Source organism: Mesorhizobium sp. WSM4841, from assembly GCF_055811515.1.
On sequence record NZ_JBVVQC010000006.1, the window covers coordinates 277133 to 297129 of the forward strand.

The 19997-nt window shown below is 63.7% G+C and carries 12 protein-coding genes; 9 read left to right on the top strand and 3 right to left on the bottom strand.

The window, feature by feature from the left end; translation table 11 throughout:
- Positions 1-3 precede the first annotated feature (3 nt).
- From ccmE to AC0L14_RS10290, 7 genes are all read left to right on the top strand, one after another.
- Entirely contained in the window at positions 4-447 is a 444-nt protein-coding gene (gene ccmE, locus AC0L14_RS10260; protein WP_473489718.1) for a cytochrome c maturation protein CcmE, read from the top strand.
- 5 nt (positions 448-452) lie between these two features.
- Positions 453-2444 (top strand): heme lyase CcmF/NrfE family subunit, encoded by a 1992-nt coding sequence (locus tag AC0L14_RS10265; RefSeq protein WP_473489719.1) that lies wholly within the window; start codon positions 453-455, stop codon positions 2442-2444.
- Positions 2441-2908 (top strand): cytochrome c-type biogenesis protein, encoded by a 468-nt coding sequence (locus AC0L14_RS10270; protein ID WP_473489720.1) that lies wholly within the window; start codon positions 2441-2443, stop codon positions 2906-2908. Before AC0L14_RS10265 ends, AC0L14_RS10270 begins: the two co-directional genes overlap by 4 nt.
- A gap of 130 nt (positions 2909-3038) precedes the next feature.
- The gene (locus AC0L14_RS10275) at positions 3039-4568 is read left to right on the top strand and encodes a Do family serine endopeptidase (RefSeq protein ID WP_473749366.1); all 1530 of its coding nucleotides are present in this window, start codon (positions 3039-3041) and stop codon (positions 4566-4568) included.
- A gap of 372 nt (positions 4569-4940) precedes the next feature.
- On the top strand, positions 4941-5615 hold the full coding sequence (locus AC0L14_RS10280; RefSeq protein ID WP_123149880.1) for a response regulator transcription factor: 675 nt from the start codon (positions 4941-4943) through the stop codon (positions 5613-5615).
- A 1-nt stretch (position 5616) separates the two neighbouring features.
- Positions 5617-7086, top strand: coding sequence for a sensor histidine kinase (locus tag AC0L14_RS10285; protein ID WP_473489722.1), 1470 nt, complete (start codon positions 5617-5619; stop codon positions 7084-7086).
- On the top strand, positions 7086-10046 hold the full coding sequence (locus AC0L14_RS10290; RefSeq protein ID WP_473637345.1) for a bifunctional [glutamine synthetase] adenylyltransferase/[glutamine synthetase]-adenylyl-L-tyrosine phosphorylase: 2961 nt from the start codon (positions 7086-7088) through the stop codon (positions 10044-10046). Before AC0L14_RS10285 ends, AC0L14_RS10290 begins: the two co-directional genes overlap by 1 nt.
- Before the next feature lie 91 nt (positions 10047-10137).
- Here AC0L14_RS10290 and AC0L14_RS10295 read toward each other — a convergent pair whose 3' ends face one another.
- Together AC0L14_RS10295 and pepN are read right to left on the bottom strand one after the other, a co-directional pair.
- Positions 10138-12465: a PAS domain-containing sensor histidine kinase gene (locus AC0L14_RS10295; RefSeq protein ID WP_473749368.1), complete on the bottom strand. Its 2328-nt coding sequence runs from the start codon at positions 12463-12465 to the stop codon at positions 10138-10140.
- 313 nt (positions 12466-12778) lie between these two features.
- Positions 12779-15424 carry an aminopeptidase N gene (gene pepN / locus AC0L14_RS10300; RefSeq protein WP_473749369.1) on the bottom strand — a complete coding sequence of 882 codons (2646 nt, stop codon included), beginning with the start codon at positions 15422-15424 and terminating at the stop codon, positions 12779-12781.
- A gap of 156 nt (positions 15425-15580) precedes the next feature.
- On the opposite strand from pepN, the gene AC0L14_RS10305 reads away from it, so the two are divergent.
- Positions 15581-17887 carry a xanthine dehydrogenase family protein molybdopterin-binding subunit gene (locus AC0L14_RS10305; RefSeq protein WP_473529345.1) on the top strand — a complete coding sequence of 769 codons (2307 nt, stop codon included), beginning with the start codon at positions 15581-15583 and terminating at the stop codon, positions 17885-17887.
- Positions 17888-17931: 44 nt separating this feature from the next.
- Complete coding sequence (locus AC0L14_RS10310) at positions 17932-18834, top strand: DMT family transporter (protein WP_473489728.1); 903 nt, start codon at positions 17932-17934, stop codon at positions 18832-18834.
- Here AC0L14_RS10310 and AC0L14_RS10315 read toward each other — a convergent pair whose 3' ends face one another.
- Positions 18835-19647 carry a helix-turn-helix domain-containing protein gene (locus tag AC0L14_RS10315; protein ID WP_473529344.1) on the bottom strand — a complete coding sequence of 271 codons (813 nt, stop codon included), beginning with the start codon at positions 19645-19647 and terminating at the stop codon, positions 18835-18837.
- Positions 19648-19997 lie beyond the last annotated feature (350 nt).

Sequence of the window (19997 nt, forward strand, 5' to 3'; positions counted from 1 at the left end):
AACATGACGCGCAAGCAGAAAAGACTGTCGGTGATCGCCGGAGGGTTGGCATTTCTCGGTGCCGCCACCGGTCTGACCTTCTACGCGCTCGGCCAGAAGGCCTCCTACTTCTACATGCCCGCCGATCTGACCAACGCCAGCCTGCAGCCCGGGCAGCGTATCAGACTCGGCGGCCTCGTCGAAAAAGGTACGATCGAGCGCGGTGAGGGGGCCACCGTCGCCTTTTCGGTGACCGACAACCAGAAGCAGGTCAAGGTCACCTACACCGGCATTCTTCCCGACCTTTTCCGCGAGGAGCAGGGCGTCATCACTGAAGGCACGTTTCGCCCGGACGGCGTCTTCGTCGCCGACAGCGTGCTGGCCAAGCACGACGAGAACTACATGCCCAAGGAGGTGGCCGAGAGCCTCAAGTCCAAGGGCGTGTGGCAGGAGAGCAAGAGTGAGTAACGGCCTTGGTTGAAACCGGACATTTCGCGCTGGTCCTGGCGTTCGCGCTGTCTTTGGTGCAGGCGCTGGTGCCGCTGTTCGGCGCGCGTATCAACAACCAGAAGTTGATGGCCGTCGGCGGTCCGGTCGCAGTGACCGGCTTTGCCTTGACCGCTCTCTCCTTCGCGGCGCTGGCGATAGCCTATGCAACGTCCGACTTTTCGGTGGCCAACGTCTGGGACAACTCGCATTCGCTGCAGCCGCTGATCTACAAGATCACCGGCACTTGGGGCAATCACGAGGGCTCGATGCTGCTCTGGGTGTTGATCCTGACCTTCTTCGGCGCGCTCGTCGCTGCTTTCGGCAGCAATCTTCCCGCGACCCTTCGAGCCAATGTGCTGGCCGTGCAAGGCGCGATCGGCGCCACCTTTTTCCTGTTCATCCTGGCGACGTCCAACCCGTTCGCCAGGCTCAATCCGGCGCCGATCGAGGGCCGCGATCTCAACCCGATCCTGCAGGATCTCGGCCTCGCCATCCATCCGCCGCTGCTCTATCTCGGCTATGTCGGCTTCTCGATCTGCTTTTCCTTCTCGGTCGCCGCCCTCATCGAAGGCCGCATCGACGCGTCCTGGGCGCGCTGGGTGCGGCCATGGACGCTGGTCGCCTGGATGTTCCTGACCGGCGGCATCGCCATGGGTTCCTACTGGGCCTATTACGAGCTTGGCTGGGGCGGTTTCTGGTTCTGGGATCCGGTCGAGAACGCCTCCTTCATGCCTTGGCTGGCCGGCACCGCGCTGCTCCATTCGGCGATCGTCATGGAAAAGCGCTCGGCCTTGAAGATCTGGACGCTGTTGCTGGCGATCCTGACCTTCTCGCTGTCGCTGCTCGGCACCTTCCTGGTGCGCTCCGGCGTGCTCACTTCCGTCCACGCCTTCGCCACAGATCCGACGCGCGGCGTGTTCATTCTCTGTATCTTGACACTGTTCATCGGCGGATCACTGGCGTTGTTCGCCTTTCGCGCCTCGAGGTTGACGGCCGGCGGCCTGTTTCATCCGATCTCGCGCGAGGGGGCGCTGGTCCTCAACAATCTGTTCCTGACCACGGCCACCGCCACCGTGCTGATCGGCACGCTATATCCGCTGGCCGTCGAGGCCGTTTCAGCCGACAAAATTTCGGTCGGCGCGCCGTTCTTTAACATGACGTTCGGCCCGCTGATGGTGCCGCTTCTCGTCGTGGTCCCGTTCGGGCCGCTGCTGGCCTGGAAGCGCGGCGACATTTTCGCTGTCGCCCAGCGGCTGATGGCGGCCTTCGCCGCAGCGCTTCTGGCCGTGCTGGTGACGGCCTTGTTCATCGATGGCGCGTCGGTGTTCGCAGCACTTGGCGTCGGCCTGGCCGTCTGGCTGATCTGCGGCGCGCTCACCGATATTGCCGTCAAGTCCGGCTTTGGCGCTGTGGCGCCCAGCACCATGCTCAGGCGCTTCGCCGGCCTGCCGCGTTCGGTCTTCGGCACCGCGCTCGCCCATCTCGGCCTCGGGCTGACGACGCTGGGCATCGTCGGCACGCTTTGCTTCGGCACCGAGAAGATCTTGTCGATGCGTGCAGGCGAGACCGTGCAACTGTCCGGCCACACGCTGCGTTTCGAAGGGCTCTATCCGGCCCACGGGCCCAACTATAGCGAGGATCGCGGCCGCTTCGCCCTGTTCGGCGCCGATGGACGCACTGCCGCTGCAATCACCTCGTCCAAGCGCTCCTATCCCGTCCGGCAGATGACGACGACCGAGTCCGGTATCAAGACGATCGGGTTCAGCCAGCTCTACCTCTCGCTTGGCGACGTGGCGACCGACGGCTCCGTCGTGGTGCGGCTGTGGTGGAAGCCTCTGGTGACGCTGATCTGGGGCGGCGCCCTTGTCATGATGGCAGGTGCTGCGATGTCGCTCATGGACCGGCGGCTGCGCGTCGGGGCACCGTCGCGCCGCCGCAAGTCGGCAGGCGCCGTGCCTTCCGCGAGCCTGCCATGAGCGCAAGATTTTCGCTGGCCTCGCTGATTCTGCTGCTGACGTTGTTGTTTGCCGGCGCCGCACTTGCGGTGAAGCCCGACGAGGTTCTGGCCGACCCGGCGCTCGAGGCGCGGGCCCGGACGCTTTCGGAGCAGCTGCGCTGCATGGTTTGCCAGAACCAGTCGATCGACGAATCCGATGCCGATCTTGCCCGCGACCTGCGCGTGCTGGTTCGCCAGCGCCTCGTCGCCGGCGACACCGACCGGCAGGTGATCGACTATATCGTTTCCCGCTACGGCGAGTTCGTGCTGTTGAAGCCGCGCTTCAGCCTGCGCAATGCGCTGTTGTGGGGTACGCCGGTGTTTCTGCTGCTTGTCGGTGGGATTTTCATCGTGCTGACTGCCCGGTCGCGCCGTTCGACGGCAACCAATACTTTGACCGCCGAGGAACAGGCAGAGCTGGACACTATTTTGCACCGGGACTGATGGCGGCCGCCGCCCGCAAACATTACAAAAGTTTCATGCACCGGAAATGGCGCCGTAATGTGCGCGCCCCTATTTCTCTTGCCCGAGGATGCCGACCGAAGCGCATCCCTTGAAAGAGGATACGAGACCCATGAATATTGCCCCCAATTCATATCCCCGCACCCGCAAACGCCTGATGGCTGCCGCCGCTTCAGTGGCCATTGCCGGCGCAATCGGCTTCGGCGCGGTTGCCACCGGGACAGCCCCGGTCCTGGCCGAGGCCGTGCGTGTCGAGGCGCCGCAGGTCCCCAGCTTCGCCGATGTGGTCGAGCGCGTTTCGCCGGCGGTCGTCAGTGTCCGTGTCAAAGCCAAGATAGAATCGACCGCCGACGACGGCTCCGACCTGCCGGACGCTTTCGGCAATCTTCCCGATGATCCGCAATTGCGCCGCTTCTTCAGGGAGTTCCGTGGTTTTGGCGATCAGGATGGCCGGGATGGAATGCGGCGTTTCGGACGCCGTGACCGCCAGCCGCGGCCGGTCGCCCAAGGGTCCGGTTTCTTCATCTCCGAGGATGGCTACCTCGTCACCAACAACCATGTCGTCGGAGACGGCTCGTCCTTCACTGTGGTGATGTATGACGGCAAGGAACTCGACGCCAAGCTGGTCGGCACGGATCCGCGCACCGACCTCGCGGTGCTCAAGGTCGAAGGCGACGGCAAGTTCACCTATGTCGACTTCGCCGATGATTCAAAGGTTCGCGTCGGCGACTGGGTCGTGGCCGTCGGCAATCCGTTCGGCCTCGGCGGCACGGTCACCGCCGGTATCGTCTCGGCCCGTGGCCGCGATATCGGCGCCGGTCCCTATGATGACTTCATCCAGATCGATGCCTCGGTGAACCGCGGCAATTCGGGCGGCCCGACCTTCAACCTCAACGGCCAGGTCGTCGGCATCAACACCGCGATCTTCTCGCCGTCCGGCGGCAGCGTCGGCATTGCCTTCGACATTCCCGCCTCGACCGCCAAACAGGTCGTGCAGGATCTGATGAAGGACGGCACCGTCCAGCGCGGCTGGCTTGGCGTCGAGATCCAGCCGGTCACCTCCGAAATCGCCGAATCGCTCGGGCTGAAGTCCGATAAGGGCGCGCTCGTTTCCAGCGCCCAAGACGATGGTCCCGGCAAGAAGGCCGGCATATCAGCTGGTGACGTCATCACTCAGGTGGACGGCAAGGACGTCGCTTCGCCGAAGGAACTCGCTCGTCTGATCGGCGCCTACCAGCCCGGCAAGCCGGTCGACGTCACGCTGTGGCGTGACGGCAAGAGTGAGACCGTCAAGGTTGACCTCGGCACGCTGCCTTTGAGCGACAAGCAGGCTTCGGCCGACCAGCAGCCTTCCGCTCCGCCAAAGGCCGATACGCTGGCCGATCTCGGCCTCACCGTCACCAGGTCCGATGAGGGCAAAGGGCTTGTGGTGACCGATGTCGATCCCGATAGCGATGCCGCCGATCGCGGCATCCAGCCCGGCGACGTCATCACCTCGGTCAATTCGACGGAGGTCAATGGCACCGACGACGTCGCCGAGGCCATGGCCGATGCGGTGAAATCGGGCCGCAAGGCGGTGCTGATGCAGATCACCCGCGACGACAGCAACCGCTTCGTCGCGCTGCCTGTCGCCAAGGGCTGACGTTCCAGACTTTTCCGGTGCGGCGGTTTCAAACACCCCGAGCCGTCGCATGGGGAAAGCACGGGGCTTGAATGCGTTAGTCAGTCATCGTGTTCCGCCCCAGCGGCAGCGGGCTCCCATCGCCCGCTGCCGCTCGAACAGTGCATGACGATATGCTCGAACAACAGAGCATCTCGCCCAGAAGTGTGAAGCGGTTTTGGGATGAGCCTCGGGCTTGATCCGAGGGTGCCGATGGCTCTGGGGCAACGACATTTCAAAACAAAGACTTACTGCGTATCCTTGAATCAAATTTGTTCGCGATACGCCCTGGTGAAGGCCACGATGCATATGCCGGCCACTCAATCTTCCAGCGAAATCGCGTATAACGGTCCCATGAAGATTCTCGTCATAGAAGACGATCGCGAGGCGGCCGATTACCTCCAGAAAGCCTTTACCGAGGCCGGCCACACCGCCCATGTCGCCGGCGACGGCGAAACCGGCTTCGCGCTCGCTGACTCCGGCGACTATGACGTGATGGTCGTCGACCGCATGTTGCCGCGCCGCGACGGCCTGTCGGTCATCGCCGGTCTGAGATCCAGAGGCAATACAACGCCGGTGCTGATCCTGTCGGCGCTCGGCGAAGTCGACGACCGGGTCACCGGCTTGCGCGCCGGCGGCGACGACTATCTGACCAAGCCCTATGCCTTTTCCGAGCTTCTGGCCCGGGTCGAGGTGCTGAACCGTCGCGCCAGCGCCAAGGAAGCCGAAACCGTCTACCGGGTCGGCGATCTCGAACTCGACAGGCTCTCTCATTCGGTGCGGCGCGCGGCGCGCGAGATCACGCTGCAGCCGCGCGAGTTCCGCCTGCTTGAATATCTGATGCGCCATGCAGGCCAGGTGGTGACGCGCACCATGCTGCTGGAAAATGTCTGGGACTACCATTTCGATCCGCAGACCAACGTCATCGACGTTCACGTCTCGCGGCTGCGCGGCAAGATCGAGAAGGGCTTCGACAAGCCGATCCTGCACACGGTTCGTGGCGCCGGCTATATGCTCAAGAGCGGGTAGCATGGCTCTCTCCATGCCGGCCATCATGAAGACGACGGCAGCGCGGCTTTCGGCGCTCTATCTCCTGCTGTTCGCCATCTGTGCGGTGCTGCTCGTCTTCTACATGACCTCGCTGTCGGCACGCATGCTGACCGGCCAGACGCAGGAGACTATCAACGACGAAGTGCTCGGCCTCGCCCGGGCCTACCAGCGCGGCGGCTTGCCGCTGCTGGTCCGCGTGGTCGAGCAGCGCTCCCGCCAGCCCGGCGCCAATCTCTATTTGATCGCCGACACCAACGGCCAGATCCTAACCGGAAACGTGCAGAGCCTGGAGCCCGGCGTTCTCGAGGCCGAGGGCTGGACGACGGCGCCGTTTTCCTACCGACGCTTCGGCGAGGGCGAGCTCGAGCGGCAGCGCAACCCGGTCGCCGACCCGAACGAACCCAGCCAGAGCGAAGTCCAGGTCGAAGGCGAGAAGGGCCACAACGCCATTGCCTTGGTGCTGCGCCTGCCGAACCAGATGATCATGCTCGTCGGCCGCGACCTTGGCGAGCCGGAGCGGTTCCGCGCCGTCATCCGCCGCGCTTTGATGCTGGCGCTCGGCATGATGGCGCTCGGCGGGTTCCTGATCTGGTTCTTCGTCGGCCGCGCGGCGCTGAAGCGCATCGACTCGGTGTCGGAGGCCAGTCGCCGCATCATGGGCGGCGACCTTTCCGGCCGGCTACCGGTCACCGGCGCCGGCGACGAGTTCGATCGGCTTTCCGAAAATCTCAATTCCATGCTGGCCAGGATCGCCACGCTGAATGAAGGGCTAAAGCAGGTCTCCGACAACATCGCCCATGATCTGAAGACACCGCTGACCAGGCTGCGCAACCGTGCCGAAGCGACGCTTTCCGGCAAGCACAGCGCTACCGACTACCGCCAGGCGCTGGAAGCGACGATCGCCGAGTCCGACCAGCTGATAAAGACCTTCAACGCCATCCTGATGATCTCCAGGCTGGAGGCGGGCTATTCCTCAGAAAGCACCAGCCGGGTCGATCTGGCTGCGTCCGTGCGCGATGTCGTCGAGCTCTACGAGCCGGTGGCGGAGGAGGTGGGAGTGACACTCGAGACCTCGGTGCAGGATGCCTTCGCCGTTGAAGGCAATCGCGAGCTGATCGGCCAGGCGCTATCGAACATCGTCGACAACGCGATCAAATATTCGACCGATTCGACATCCAAGCCGATCGTCCGCGTGACGCTCGATCGCGTCGGTAGCGAAATTAGGCTTTCCGTCACAGACAACGGCCAGGGCATTCCCGACGATGCCGATCGCGCCAGGGCGACCGAGCGTTTCGTGCGCCTGGAGAAGAGCCGCTCGCAGCCGGGCTCCGGTCTGGGCCTCAGCCTTGCCAACGCAATCATGACATTCCACAACGGACGGCTTGATCTTCTGCCCGCCGATCCCGGATTGTCCGTCGTCATGAGTTTTCCCGAACGGGAGGATCGCTGATGGCGGTGAGGGCGGCTGCGGAACAGACCAACTGGCTTCTGAATCCGGCGACAAAGCTCGTCCCCCTGGATCGGAACCGCGCCAGGCGGGAATTGTCGGAAATCGCTTCCGCTGCGCAGGAAGACGGGCTTGCCCGGCTCGCGAAATTTCTCACCGGCAAGGGCGCCGTCCAGGATTTCCTCGCCGCAGTGTTCGACCTGTCGCCATTTCTCCGCGACACAGTACGCCGCCGCCCGCAGATCGTGGATGCGCTTTTCGATGAGACCGTCGTGGCCCGGCTGGCGTCGATCGGCGCCTCCATCGACAAGGCTGCGCGGGCGGAAGCCATCTCCGAAAACAGCCTGATGATGGAGCTGCGGCAATGGAAAGCGGAAGCGCATGTCCTGATCGCGCTGGCCGACCTTGCAGGCGAGGCTGAAACAGCAGTCACAGTACAGCGGCTGAGCGATCTTGCCGACGCCTGCACCCGCGCTGCCGTCGACTTCCTGCTTCGCGACGCGCACGGACAAGGCAAGCTCAAACTGCCGGACCTCGAGGATCCGGCGCGCCGGTCGGGCTGGATCCTGCTCGGCATGGGCAAGCTGGGCGCCCATGAGCTGAACTTCTCCTCCGACATCGACCTCGTCGTTTTCTTCGACCCGCAGGCGTCTGCCGTCGTCGACCCGCTCGATGCGACGGAGCTGTTTTCGCGCCTGACGCGCCGGCTGGTCCGCATTCTCCAGGATCGCACCGAACACGGCTATGTTTTCCGCACCGACCTCAGGCTTCGTCCCGATCCCGGTTCTACGCCGCTGGCGATCCCGGTCGAGGCGGCACTGCGCTACTACGAGGCGCGCGGCCAGAACTGGGAGCGCGCCGCCATGATCAAGGCGCGTCCGGTGGCCGGCGATCTCGCCGCCGGTGCTGCGTTCCTGAAGGATCTCCAGCCCTACATCTGGCGCAAATACATGGACTATGCGGCGATCGCCGACGTCCATTCGATCAAGCGCCAGATCCACGCCCACAAGGGTCTTGGTGAGATCGCGGTGAAGGGCCACAACGTCAAGCTCGGCCGCGGCGGCATTCGCGAGATCGAATTTTTCGTCCAGACCCAGCAGCTCATCGCCGGCGGCCGCTTCCCCGAGCTGCGCGGCCGCGTGACCGTGCCGATGCTTGGCCAGCTTGCGGCACGCGGCTGGATCACGGCCGATGCGCGCGACGCGCTCGCCCGGCAATACTGGTTCCTGCGCCGCGTCGAGCATGCTCTCCAGATGGTCGCCGATGAGCAGATCCATGTACTGCCGGAGGATGACGAAGAGCTCGAACGCATTGCCCGCATTCTGGGCTTTGCCGATGCGGCGGCCTTTGCCGAGGCGTTCCGCGCCGCACTCCACCAGGTCGAACGCCACTACGCAGCACTCTTCGAAACTGCGCCCGAGCTTTCGGCGGGCATCGGCAATCTGGTCTTTACCGGCGATGTCGATGACCCCGATACGTTGCAGACCCTGCAGAGATTGGGGTTCCAGCGGGCGAGCGACATCTGCCGCGTCATCCGCGGCTGGCACTTCGGCCGCTATCGCGTCACCCAGTCGGCCGAGGCGCGCGAGCGGTTGACCGAACTGACGCCGGCGCTGCTGCAATCCTTCGGTCAGACGCGCCGGGCGGACGAGGCGTTGATACGCTTCGACGAATTCCTTGCCGGCCTGCCCGCCGGCATCCAGCTCTTCTCGCTGCTCCAGTCCAATCCGGCTCTGCTGAAGCTGCTGGCGACGATCATGGGCGCGGCCCCACGGCTGGCCGCTATCATCACGCGCCGGCCGCACGTGTTCGATGGCCTGTTGGATCCGGCCCTTTTGACCGAGCTGCCGGATCGCGCCTATCTGTCCGGCCGTCTCGCCGCCTTCCTCGAGGGGGACAGGGCCTATGAGGACGTGCTCGACCGCTTGCGCATCTTTGCGTCCGAGCAGAAATTCCTGATCGGTGTCAGGCTGCTTGCCGGCTCGATTGACCCGGCCCGCGCCGGCCGTGCCTTTTCCGATCTGGCCGATCTCACCATCGACGCGGCGCTGCGGGCGGTCATCGCCGAGTTCGCGCTGCGTCACGGTCGCATCGCCGGCGGCACCGTTGCGCTGCTCGGCATGGGCAAGCTCGGCAGCCGCGAACTGACGGCCGGCTCAGACGTCGACCTCATCCTGCTTTATGATCACGATGCGGATGCCGAAGAATCCGACGGCGACAAGCCGCTCCCCCCATCCCACTATTACTCCAGGATGACGCAGCGGCTGATATCAGCCGTGTCCGCGCCGACCGCCGAGGGCGTTCTCTACGAGCTCGACCTTCGCTTGCGGCCGTCCGGCAACAAGGGGCCGGTGGCCACCCATGTCGATGCCTTCAAGAAGTATCAGCGCAAGGACGCCTGGACGTGGGAGCATATGGCGCTGTCCAGGGCCCGCGCGATCGGTGGCGATCAGGCGCTGTGCACCGAGGTCGAGGCCGAGGTGGCGGCGGTGCTTGCCCTGCCGCGCGACAGCGCCAAGGTGATGGCCGAGGCGGCCGAGATGCGCGCGATGATCGAGAAGGAGAAGCCGTCGCGCGATCTCTGGGACATCAAGCTGATCCCGGGCGGTCTCATCGACCTCGAATTCATCGCGCAGGTGGCGGTGATCACGGGAAAGCTCGAAGCCGGCCGCCGGGTCACCGGGACAGCGGAAGCCCTGTCGAGGCTGGCGCCGGATTTCGCCGAGGCCCAGGTCAGGCAGGAGCTTTGCGATGCCTATGCGCTTTATCTGGCGCTGACCCAGATGACGCGGCTCTGCCTCACCGGGGTGTTCGAACGCGACGATGTTCCGCCGGGGCTTTTGGATCTGCTTCTGGCGGTCACCGACCTGCCGGATTTCGCTGTGCTGGAAGCGCACCTCAAGGAGACGTCGCAAAAGGTCAGAAAGGATTTCGACCTTTTGCTTCGTGCGAAACGGTCATGACGTCGCAACACCAAACGGCTGCTTTGAATTGCATCGGGGGCGCTGCCCCACGGCGTTTCCGAGAGTTGCAACCGCTTCACGACAACAGAGGTCAGGCGGCGGCCCTGACCGGCTGCGTCGGCTTCTTGATCGGAATGCGCACCGACACGATCGTGCCGGTGCCTTCGGTGGAGCGGATTTTCAAGGCGCCGCCCTGAAGTTCGGCCAACGAGCGTGAGATGGCAAGGCCAAGGCCGGAACCGGCATGGCTCTTGGAAAACTGGTTCTGCACCTGTTCGAACGGCCGCCCGAGCTTGCTCAGCGCTTCCTTCGGGATGCCGCAGCCATTGTCTTCGATCGTCAGGACCAGAGCGCTGGACGTGTTGCGGGCCCTTACCGCGATGCGGCCGCCCTGGCCGGTGAATTTCACCGCGTTCGACAGCAGGTTGATGATGATCTGCTTGATCGCCCGGCGGTCGGCGAACAGCGTCAGCGAATCGGGGATGCGTGTTTCGACGGTGATCGACTTTTCCGCTGCCTGCAGCGAGATGACGCGCACCGTTTCCCGCATCAGCGGGCAGAGGTCGATTTCCTCCTGATCCATCGAGAACTGGCCGGCCTCGATCTTCGACATGTCGAGGATGTCGTTGATGACGCCCAGAAGATATTTGCCGCTGCCGTTGATGTCGGTAGCGTATTCCTCGTAGCGCGGCGAACCCAACGGCCCGAACAGCGCCTGTTCCATCAGCTCCGAGAAGCCGATGATCGCGTTGAGCGGCGTGCGCAATTCATGCGACATGTTGGCCAGGAACTCGGATTTGGCCCGGTTCGCGGCCTCGGCGCGCTCGGTTTCCTTCATGTATTTGTGATTGAGCTCGACCAGTTCGCGCGACCGCTCTTCCTCAGCCCGGCGCGCAAGGCTGAGATCGTGGATCGTCGCCATCAGCCGGCGCTCGCTGTCGACCAGCTTCTCCTGGTGCAGCTTGATCTGGGTGATGTCGGAGCCGACCGAGACGGTGCCGCCGTCCCTGGTCCGCAATTCGTTCACCTGCAGCCAGCGGCCATCGGCAAGCTGCCGCTCGAAGGTTACGCCGCCTTGCTGCCCGTTGGTGTTGGCAAGCCGGCGCTCTGAGGCGAAGGCAAGCATGCGATCTTCCAGAACGGCGCGCGAGGCGCCCGGCATCACGTCGCGGTCCGACAGGCCGTTGTCCTGCTGGTATTTGGAATTGCACATGATCAGGCGCTGGGCGGAATCCCAGAGCACGAAGGATTCGTTGATGTTTTCGATGGCCGTTCGCAGGCGAAGATCCGCGGCCTCGGAGCGTAGCGCCAGGTGCCGCTGCTCGGTGACATCAACGGCGATGCCGATCAGCTGGATCTCCGGCGCTTCCGGGTCGATCACCTGCGCCCTTGCGCGCATCCACACCCATTGTCCATCGGCATGGCGCATCCGGAACACCTGGTCGATGTGATCGATCTCGCGTGCGACGATCCTGTTGGCGAGCTGGAACAGGTCGCCGTCCTCGGGATGGATGATCTCGTCGACCTCGCCGAACGACAGCATTGTGTCGCAGGGCTCATAGCCCAGCATATCGTACATCGAGCGCGACCAGTACATCTTGCCGCGCACCATGTCCCAGTCCCACAGGCCGCAGCGGCCGCGCACCAGCGCCATATCGATGCGCTGGTGCGCTTCGAGATAAATGCGGTCGGCGGCCTGGGCGCGCGCCGCCTGGCCGAAATAGGCGTAGAGGATGACGATCAGCACGCCGGCTGTCAGCACGAACAGCGTGACGTTGAGCGAAACGGTCTTGCGCCACGTGTCGAAGACCGCTTCCTGCGGTACGAGCGCTGCGGCAGCACCGTTCCTGGCATTTGTCAGGCTCACCGCGGCATACCAGTCTTTGCCGCCGATGCTTACCTCCATCACCCCGGCGCGGTCGCCGAACATGAACAGCGGCTGACCGCCCTGGGCGATGACGTCGAGCGACCGCCCTTCCCAGTCCGTCGATTGCGGTGTCACGGCGACGATCTTGAACGCGCTATCGGTGACCGCAAGCACGTGGCTTCGGCCCATGGCGCCCTGACGGCTGATGCCCTCCAACAGGTCCTGCGTCGCGCCAGGCGTTGAGGCCATCTTCGCATCGGTGCTCATCGAACTGGCGAGCTGGCCCGCCGCGAGCGAAAGGATCGCCTTGGCGTCGCGTTCCACGTCGTCACGTTCGTTCATCAGCGACAGGAACCGCAGCGCCGCGATGACGACCAGGAAAATGATGATGAGGGCCGGTATCGATCGACGCAACAATGGCTCGGCTGCCAGAAGCCGTCGGTAGGCGGGTTCGGCGATGAGCCGCGCGTTGCCGGCGAGACCATCGCTTCTCGTCTCACGCTGCTCAAAACCCGTCCCTCCGGGCGCGCCCCACGCGTCCGCCTTCGCCATAAATGGCTCTCCCCGATTTTAAATCTGCTTGACGATCCGGCGACGCCGCACTTCCGAATCTTCAGCTAAAGAATCAAAGGTGATTCGGCTTGTCCATAGGCGCGGCGAAAAAAGATTAAAAATCGACTAAAATAATGGCTTTTCCGCCCGATGCCGGGCGGCAACCTTCAAAGGTGTGTTGAGATTCAGGTCAGGTCGCGCCGAGAATGGTGGATTCCGAGAACAGGAGCGGAGCGTACTTTTGGGTACGTGAGCACCGGAAGCGCAGAAAACCGCCGTTCGCAGGCCGGCATCACCTGAATATCGACATACCTTACGCCAGCGTGCGCTCGACGATGTCCCGCAAATCGGTCGACAGGTTCTCGGTTTTGGCAATCGAAAGCAGCGCTTCCCTTGCTTTGGCCTGCCGGGCAGGTTCGAGCGAGCGCCATGATCTGAGTGCCGTCGCCAGCCTGGCGGCCAGCTGCGGGTTGCGCTTTTCGACCTGCAGGACCGTTTCGACGAAAAACCGGTAGCCTTCGCCGTCGGCGCGATGGAAGCCGGTCTGGTTGGCGCTGGAAAACGTGCCAACGAGCGAGCGCACCCGGTTCGGATTGGCCATCGAGAAGGCCGGGTGGCCGGTGAGGGCGCGCACCGCATGAATGGTTTGCGGGCCCGGCACGCTGGCCTGGATCTGGAACCATTTGTCCATCACCAGCGGATCGGTGGCATATTTCGCTTCGAAGTCGGCCAGCGCCTTGACCGTCTCGGGCGAACCGCGGTGGCGGAGCGCAAGCACGGTCAGTGCGGCGGCACGGTCCGTCATGTTGGTCGCGGACTGGAAATGCCGGGCCGCAAGCGCCGCACCTCCCGGCAGCAGCGAGAGATAGTCGAGCAAGGTGTTGCGCAGCGCCCGGCGCCCGGCGCTCGCCGCATCCGGACTGAAACCGTCCTTGTCGGCCAATCGATCGTAGAGGTCGGAGAATATCTCGCGGTTGGCCTCGGCGATCGCGGCCGTCAGCGGCTCGCGGGCCGAGAAAATGGCATCGGGATCGATGTTCTTGCCGATGTCGCGGGCGATATCGGCTTCGCCCGGAAGCGCCAGAGCCAGCGCCCGATAGGCCGGTTCGAGTGTCTCGTCGCCGGCTATTTTGCCGGCAAGCCCAGTCAGCCGTGATGCGAAACCGGGCTGCTTGCCGTCAAGGACCTGGCGGAAGGCTGATATCAGCGCCTCGGTCAAAAGCGTGTTGAACGCCTGCCAGCGCGAGAACGTATCGTTGTCATGGCCGGCAAGGAAGAACTGATCGTCGGCCTTCTGCTCGACGGAAAGCGTCACCGGCGCCGAGAAGCCGCGATTGAGCGACATCGCCGGGCGCTCGCCAACGCCCGAGAAGCGCACCATGTGCCGGCGCTTGCGGATATGGATGACGCCGTCCTCGACGCTGGCGCCCTCGACGCCGCTATAGGCTATCGCTTTGCCGTCGGCGCCGACCAGGCTAAAGGCCAGCGGAATATGCATCAGCCGCTTGCGGCTTTCGGACGGCGTTGGCGGCACCGACTGCTCGATCTCGAGCATGAATTCCTGGGCTGCCGGATTGTACGTCGAACTGATCGTCAGATTGGGCGTGCCCGCCTGATGGTACCAGAGCGAAAATTGCGAGAGGTCGCGGCCGGACATATCCTCGAACACCTTGATGAAGTCCTCGATCGTCGCAGCCTCGCCGTCGTGGCGCTCGAAATAGAGATCCATGCCGGCCCGGAACGTCTCGCTGCCGAGAATGGTGCGGATCATGCGCACCACTTCCGAGCCCTTTTCGTAGACCGTGGCCGTGTAGAAATTGTTGATCTCGCGGTAGCGGCGCGGTCGCACCGGATGCGCCAGCGGTCCCTGGTCTTCGGGAAACTGATGCGCCCGCAGCGTGCGCACTTCGGCAATGCGTTTCACCGCTCGCGAGCGTTGGTCGGCGGAGAATTCGTGATCGCGGAAAACCGTCAGCCCTTCCTTCAGGCAAAGCTGGAACCAGTCGCGGCAAGTGATTCTGTTGCCAGTCCAATTGTGGAAATACTCATGCGCGATGATCGCCTCGATATTGGCGAAATCGGCGTCCGTTGCAGTCTCCTGATCAGCCAGCACATATTTGTCGTTGAAGATGTTGAGGCCCTTGTTCTCCATCGCGCCCATGTTGAAGTCGGACACGGCGACGATGTTGAAGACGTCGAGGTCGTATTCGCGGCCGAACGCCTCCTCGTCCCATTTCATCGACCGTTTCAGGGCGTCCATGGCGTAGCCGGCGAGCCGCTCTTTGCCCGGCTCGACATAGATGCCGAGCTCGACCTTGCGGCCGGACAACGTGACGAAGCTGTCCGCGACCTTGCCGAGAGCGCCCGCCACCAGGGCGAACAGATAGGACGGCTTGGGGAAGGGGTCGTGCCAGACCGCATAGTGCCAGCCGTCGGCAAGTTCGCCGCTGCCCGCCGGGTTGCCGTTGGAAAGGAGCAGTGGCGCCTCGTGCTGCGGCGCCTCGATGCGCACCGTATAGACGGACAGGATATCGGGGCGGTCGAGAAAATAGGTGATGCGCCGAAAGCCCTCGGCCTCGCATTGCGTGCAATAGACGTTGCTGGAGCGATAGAGGCCCATCAGGGTTTCGTTGTGTGCCGGCGCCAGCTCGGTTTCGATCAGGAGCTGGAAACGGGGTGCTGCGGGCGGCGTGGTGATCGTCAGCTGATCGGGCGTGGCAAAAAAATCTGCCGGCGCGAGTGTCCGGCCGTCGATTGCGATGCGGCTGAGCGTCAGGCCATCGCCGTCCAGCACCAGCGGCACTGACGCCGCGATGCCGTCGCGGCGTTCAACCGTCAGCACGGCGACGACGCGCGTGGCTTCTGGCGACAGGCGGAAAGTCAGGCTGGTTTCCGGTATGAGATAGTCGGTGGGGCGATAGTCTTCGAGCCTGAAGACCTGGCCGGTGTCCGTGCGCATTCCGTGGGGTGTCCTGTCGATTCCCGCAGCGGCAGGTGAGTCCGCTGGTCCAAGAAATTTGAAGCCCGCGCTCTTTACACGAAACCGTCACTCGACAAAACTGGCGCAGCGCCTATTTCAGGCACTCGTTTTCCAATCATCATCGCGAGGTATACGTTGACCGTCGTCACACCGAAATTCGGCATGGGCGCCTCTGTGCTGCGTTACGAGGACCAGGCCTTCATCAAGGGTCTCGGTCGCTACACGGACGACATCCAGCCGGCCGGCCTTCTGCACGGCTACGTTCTGCGCTCACCGGTGGCCAAGGCAAGCTTCACCATCGGTTCGACCGAGGCGGCCAAGGCGGCACCTGGCGTCCATCTGGTGCTGACCGGTGCGGATATTGCTCATCTCGGCAAGCTGAAATCCGGCGTCATGCAGAGGCAGCCGGACGGCACCAAGGCACCGACCCGCGATATTCCGGTCCTTTGCCGCGACCGGGTCAATTATGTCGGCGACGCGGTCGCCTTCGTCGTCGCCGACAGCCGCACACTGGCGCAGGACGCCGCCGAACTGATCGAGGTCGATTACGAGGGCGAGGTTGCCGCGTCCGGCACCGCCACCGCGCTTGACGAAGGCACGCAGCTGGTGTGGCCGGAACTCGGCTCCAACCGTGCCTTCAGCTACCACATCGGCGACAAGGCGAAGACCGCGGTGGCATTCGCCAGGGCGGCGCATGTCACCCGCATCGAATTCATCAACAACCGGCTGGTCTGCAACTACATTGAGCCGCGCTCGGCGATCGGCGAATGGAACACGAAAGACAACCGCTTCGTGCTGACCACGGGCTCGCAGGGTGTGCATTCGATGCAGTACATCCTGGCCGACGTGTTCAAGATCAAAAAGAACCAGCTGCGCGTCATCACGCCGGATGTCGGCGGCGGCTTCGGGCCGAAAAGCTTCGTCTATCGCGAACATCCGCTGGTCCTTGAGGCCGCCAGGCGCCTTGGCCGCCCGGTGAAATGGGCCGGCGACCGCACCGAGCACTTCCTTACCGATGCGCAAGGCCGCGACAATGTCGTGACCGCCGAGATGGCGATGGACAAGGACGGCCGCTTCCTCGGCATGAAGGTCGATCTGCTCGCCAATATCGGCGCCTATGTCTCGCAATACGGCCCATTTATCCCCTATATCGGCGTCACCATGTCGACCGGCGTCTACGACATCCAGGCGCTCGATGTTTCGGTGACCGGCCTCTACACCAACACCTGCCCGGTCGACGCCTATCGCGGCGCCGGCCGCCCGGAAGCGGCATTCCTGCTGGAAAAGCTCGTCGACGCCTGCGCTCACGATCTGGGCCTTCCCGTCGAGGAGATTCGCCGGCGCAATTTCGTCAAGCCTGAGCAGTTCCCTTACCGCACGCAGACCGGCCGTCTCTACGACACCGGCGAATTCGAAGGCCATATGAACCGCGCCATCGAGGAGGCGGAATGGCAGGCGTTCCCGGAGCGGCTGGCGCAGTCGAAGGCTGAAGGAAAGATCCGCGGCATCGGTATGGCGACCTATATCGAGGCCTGTGCCTTTCCGGGCTCTGAGCCGGCCTTTGTCGAGTTGAACGGCGACGGCACCGTGACGCTGAAGATCGGCACCCAGACCAACGGGCAGGGGCATGCGACCGCCTATGCGCAGTTCCTCTCGGAAAAGCTACATCTCGACATCGACAAGATCCATGTCCGCCAGGGCGACACCGACGAGTTGAAGGCCGGCGGCGGCACCGGCGGCTCGCGCTCCATTCCCCTTGGTGGCGTATCAGCTTCTCGCGCGGGCGAGGATCTGGCCAACAAGATCAAGCGTATCGCCGCGGATGAGCTGGAAGCCTCGGCCGGCGACATCGAATTGTCCAACGGCGTTGCCCGCATCGTCGGCACCGACCGCACCATCGATTTTTCGAGCATCGCCAAGGCCGCCAAGAACCCGGACGATCTCAAAGGCTTTGGCGAGTTCGTGCAGGACGAATGCACCTATCCGAACGGCACCCACATCTGCGAGGTCGAGATCGATCCCGACACCGGCACGACGGAGATTGTTCGCTATACGATCGTCGACGATTTCGGCGTCACCGTGAATCCGATCCTGCTGGCCGGCCAAGTGCATGGCGGCGTCGTCCAGGGCATCGGCCAGGCGCTGACCGAGAACACGGTCTATGACGAGGACGGGCAGCTGTTGACGGCGAGCTTCATGGACTATGCCATGCCGCGCGCCGACGATTTACCGTTCTTCCATTTCGAGACCCGCAATGTGCCATCGACCACCAATGCGCTCGGCATCAAGGGCGCCGGCGAGGCCGGCACGATCGGAGCGACTCCTGCCGCGCTCAATGCGGTGACGGATGCGCTCTATCGCGCCTACGGCATCAGGCATATCGACATGCCGGCAACGCCAGCGCGCATCTGGGCGGCGATCCAGGAAGCAATTGCTAAGTGAGCCCGACAGATCATCCCGACGGGCACAACACGCTGACCGGGATCATGCTCAAGATCGTGTCGGTGGCGGTTTTTGTCGGCATGTCGTCCTGCATCAAGGCGGCGGGCACGGTGCCGGCTGGCCAGATCGTGTTCTTCCGCTCCTTCTTCGCCATCTTTCCGATCGTCGTCTTCCTGGCCTTCCAGGGAAAGCTTGGCACGGCGTTTTCGACCAAGCGCCCGCTCAACCACATTGCGCGCGGCGTTGTCGGCGTCTGCGCCATGGGACTCGGCTTCTTTGCGCTGACACGGCTGCCGCTTCCCGAGGCGATCACGCTGAACTACGCACAGCCGCTGCTGGTGGTGGTGTTCAGTTCGATCTTCCTCGGCGAAGCGATTCGCGTCTATCGCTGGAGCGCGGTTGCGGTGGGACTGGTCGGCGTGCTGGTCATCTCGTGGCCGGAACTGACGCTGCTTGGTTCGGGCGCAGCACTCGGCGATCAGGAGGTGCTCGGCGTCATCGCCGCTTTGGTCGCGGCAGCGATCTCGGCCGTCGCCATGCTGCTGGTGCGCAATCTCGTCCAGAGCGAACCGACGGCAACCATCGTGCTGTGGTTTTCGGTGACGGCGAGCGTCCTGGCGTTGCTTTCGCTGCCGTTCGGCTGGCAGGCGCTGACACCGGCGCAGGCGGGTCTTCTCATAGCTGCGGGCTTTTGCGGCGGGCTCGCTCAGATTCTGATGACGGCAGCCTATCGCCATGCCGAGGCCTCGGTCGTGGCGCCCTTCGAATACACGTCGATGCTGCTTGGCATAGCCGTCGGCTATCTCGCCTTCGGCGACGTCCCGACGGTTCACATGCTTGTCGGCGGCACGATCGTCGTTGCCGCGGGCATCTTCATCATCTGGCGCGAGCGCCAGCTTGGCCTCGAACGTGCCCGCACCCGCCAGGCGACGCCGCCGCAAGGATGATCAGGACGGCTCGGCCCGCTCCTTCGCCAATCGCACCAGCACGGTCCTTGTCTGCTCATCGGCGGGGAAAAAGGATTCGATCGCCAGTTCCGACAGCGTCACGTCGAGCGGCGTGCCGAACACGGTGATGGTGCTGATGAACGACAGCACAGCATCGCCATGGGCAAGCCGCAGCGGGTGCACGATCGCGTTCGGCTCGACCGGTACCGGCCGCGTGCCGTTCAGGCCGGACGGATAGGTCCGAAGCTCGCGTTCCAATTCGACCAGAACCGGGTCGCCTGAAGCGTCGTTCTGGTGTTTCAACCGGTCAAGAAGATGCGCGCGCCATTCGGCCAGGTTGATGATGCGCGGCGCGACGCCACCTGGGTGTAGGCTGAGTCGCAGCACGTTGACCGGGGGCTTCAGCAAGGAGGGCTCGGCGACGTCGGCAAGGAACGGGCCGATGGCCGCATTCGCCGATACCAGGTTCCAGTGCCGGTCGACAGCGAGCGCCGGGAAGGGTTCGTGCCCCTTGAGCACGACCTCGACGGCAGCCATCGCCGGCGCCAGTGAAGCATCGGTGAGCGAACGCTCGCTGAAGCTGGGGGCAAAGCCTGCGGCCAGCAGGAGCTGATTGCGTTGCCTCAGTGGGATCGACAGCTGCTCGGCCAGATGCAGCACCATATCGCGCGAGGGTGCCGCGCGGCCGCTTTCCACGAAGCTCAGATGCCGTTGCGAGATTTCGGCTTCCATGGCGAGATCGAGTTGGCTCATGCGCCGGCGCGTGCGCCATTCGCGAATGAGGCTGCCGGCGGAACTCTGGGTTGCTGTCATGGCGGCACACTATGCCGGCAGCGATCGCATTTCCATTACCTGTGAGGTTATAGATGCCGCTCTTCCCTTCTCCCCTTGTTTGTGGGAGAAGGTGGCCGAGCGAAGCTCGGTCGGATGAGGGGTGTTCCAGCTTGGCGAAACACCCTCATCCAAGTCGAGAAGCTGGCGCACGGCGACAGAATCATCAGCGCCTCATTTCTTCCAACACCCCTCAACCGTCTTGGCTCCGCGCGCCAATCCACCTTCTCCCACAAGGGTGTTTGGACTGGGGAGATCGCGAACAGGTGTGCGAGGACATCGCGAACAGTTTTGCGCATTGTGCGCGAGGGGGTTCGGGATGCCGTTCAAGG

Excerpts from the sequence above, each read along its gene's own strand:
- ccmE (WP_473489718.1), top strand. The coding sequence starts at position 4 with ATGACGCGCAAGCAGAAAAGACTGTCGGTGATCGCCGGAGGGTTGGCA.
- AC0L14_RS10270 (WP_473489720.1), top strand. The coding sequence starts at position 2,441 with ATGAGCGCAAGATTTTCGCTGGCCTCGCTGATTCTGCTGCTGACGTTG.
- AC0L14_RS10275 (WP_473749366.1), top strand. The coding sequence starts at position 3,039 with ATGAATATTGCCCCCAATTCATATCCCCGCACCCGCAAACGCCTGATG.
- AC0L14_RS10280 (WP_123149880.1), top strand. The coding sequence starts at position 4,941 with ATGAAGATTCTCGTCATAGAAGACGATCGCGAGGCGGCCGATTACCTC.
- AC0L14_RS10285 (WP_473489722.1), top strand. The coding sequence starts at position 5,617 with ATGGCTCTCTCCATGCCGGCCATCATGAAGACGACGGCAGCGCGGCTT.
- AC0L14_RS10290 (WP_473637345.1), top strand. The coding sequence starts at position 7,086 with ATGGCGGTGAGGGCGGCTGCGGAACAGACCAACTGGCTTCTGAATCCG.
- AC0L14_RS10295 (WP_473749368.1), bottom strand. The coding sequence starts at position 12,465 with ATGGCGAAGGCGGACGCGTGGGGCGCGCCCGGAGGGACGGGTTTTGAG.
- pepN (WP_473749369.1), bottom strand. The coding sequence starts at position 15,424 with ATGCGCACGGACACCGGCCAGGTCTTCAGGCTCGAAGACTATCGCCCC.
- AC0L14_RS10310 (WP_473489728.1), top strand. The coding sequence starts at position 17,932 with ATGCTCAAGATCGTGTCGGTGGCGGTTTTTGTCGGCATGTCGTCCTGC.
- AC0L14_RS10315 (WP_473529344.1), bottom strand. The coding sequence starts at position 19,647 with ATGACAGCAACCCAGAGTTCCGCCGGCAGCCTCATTCGCGAATGGCGC.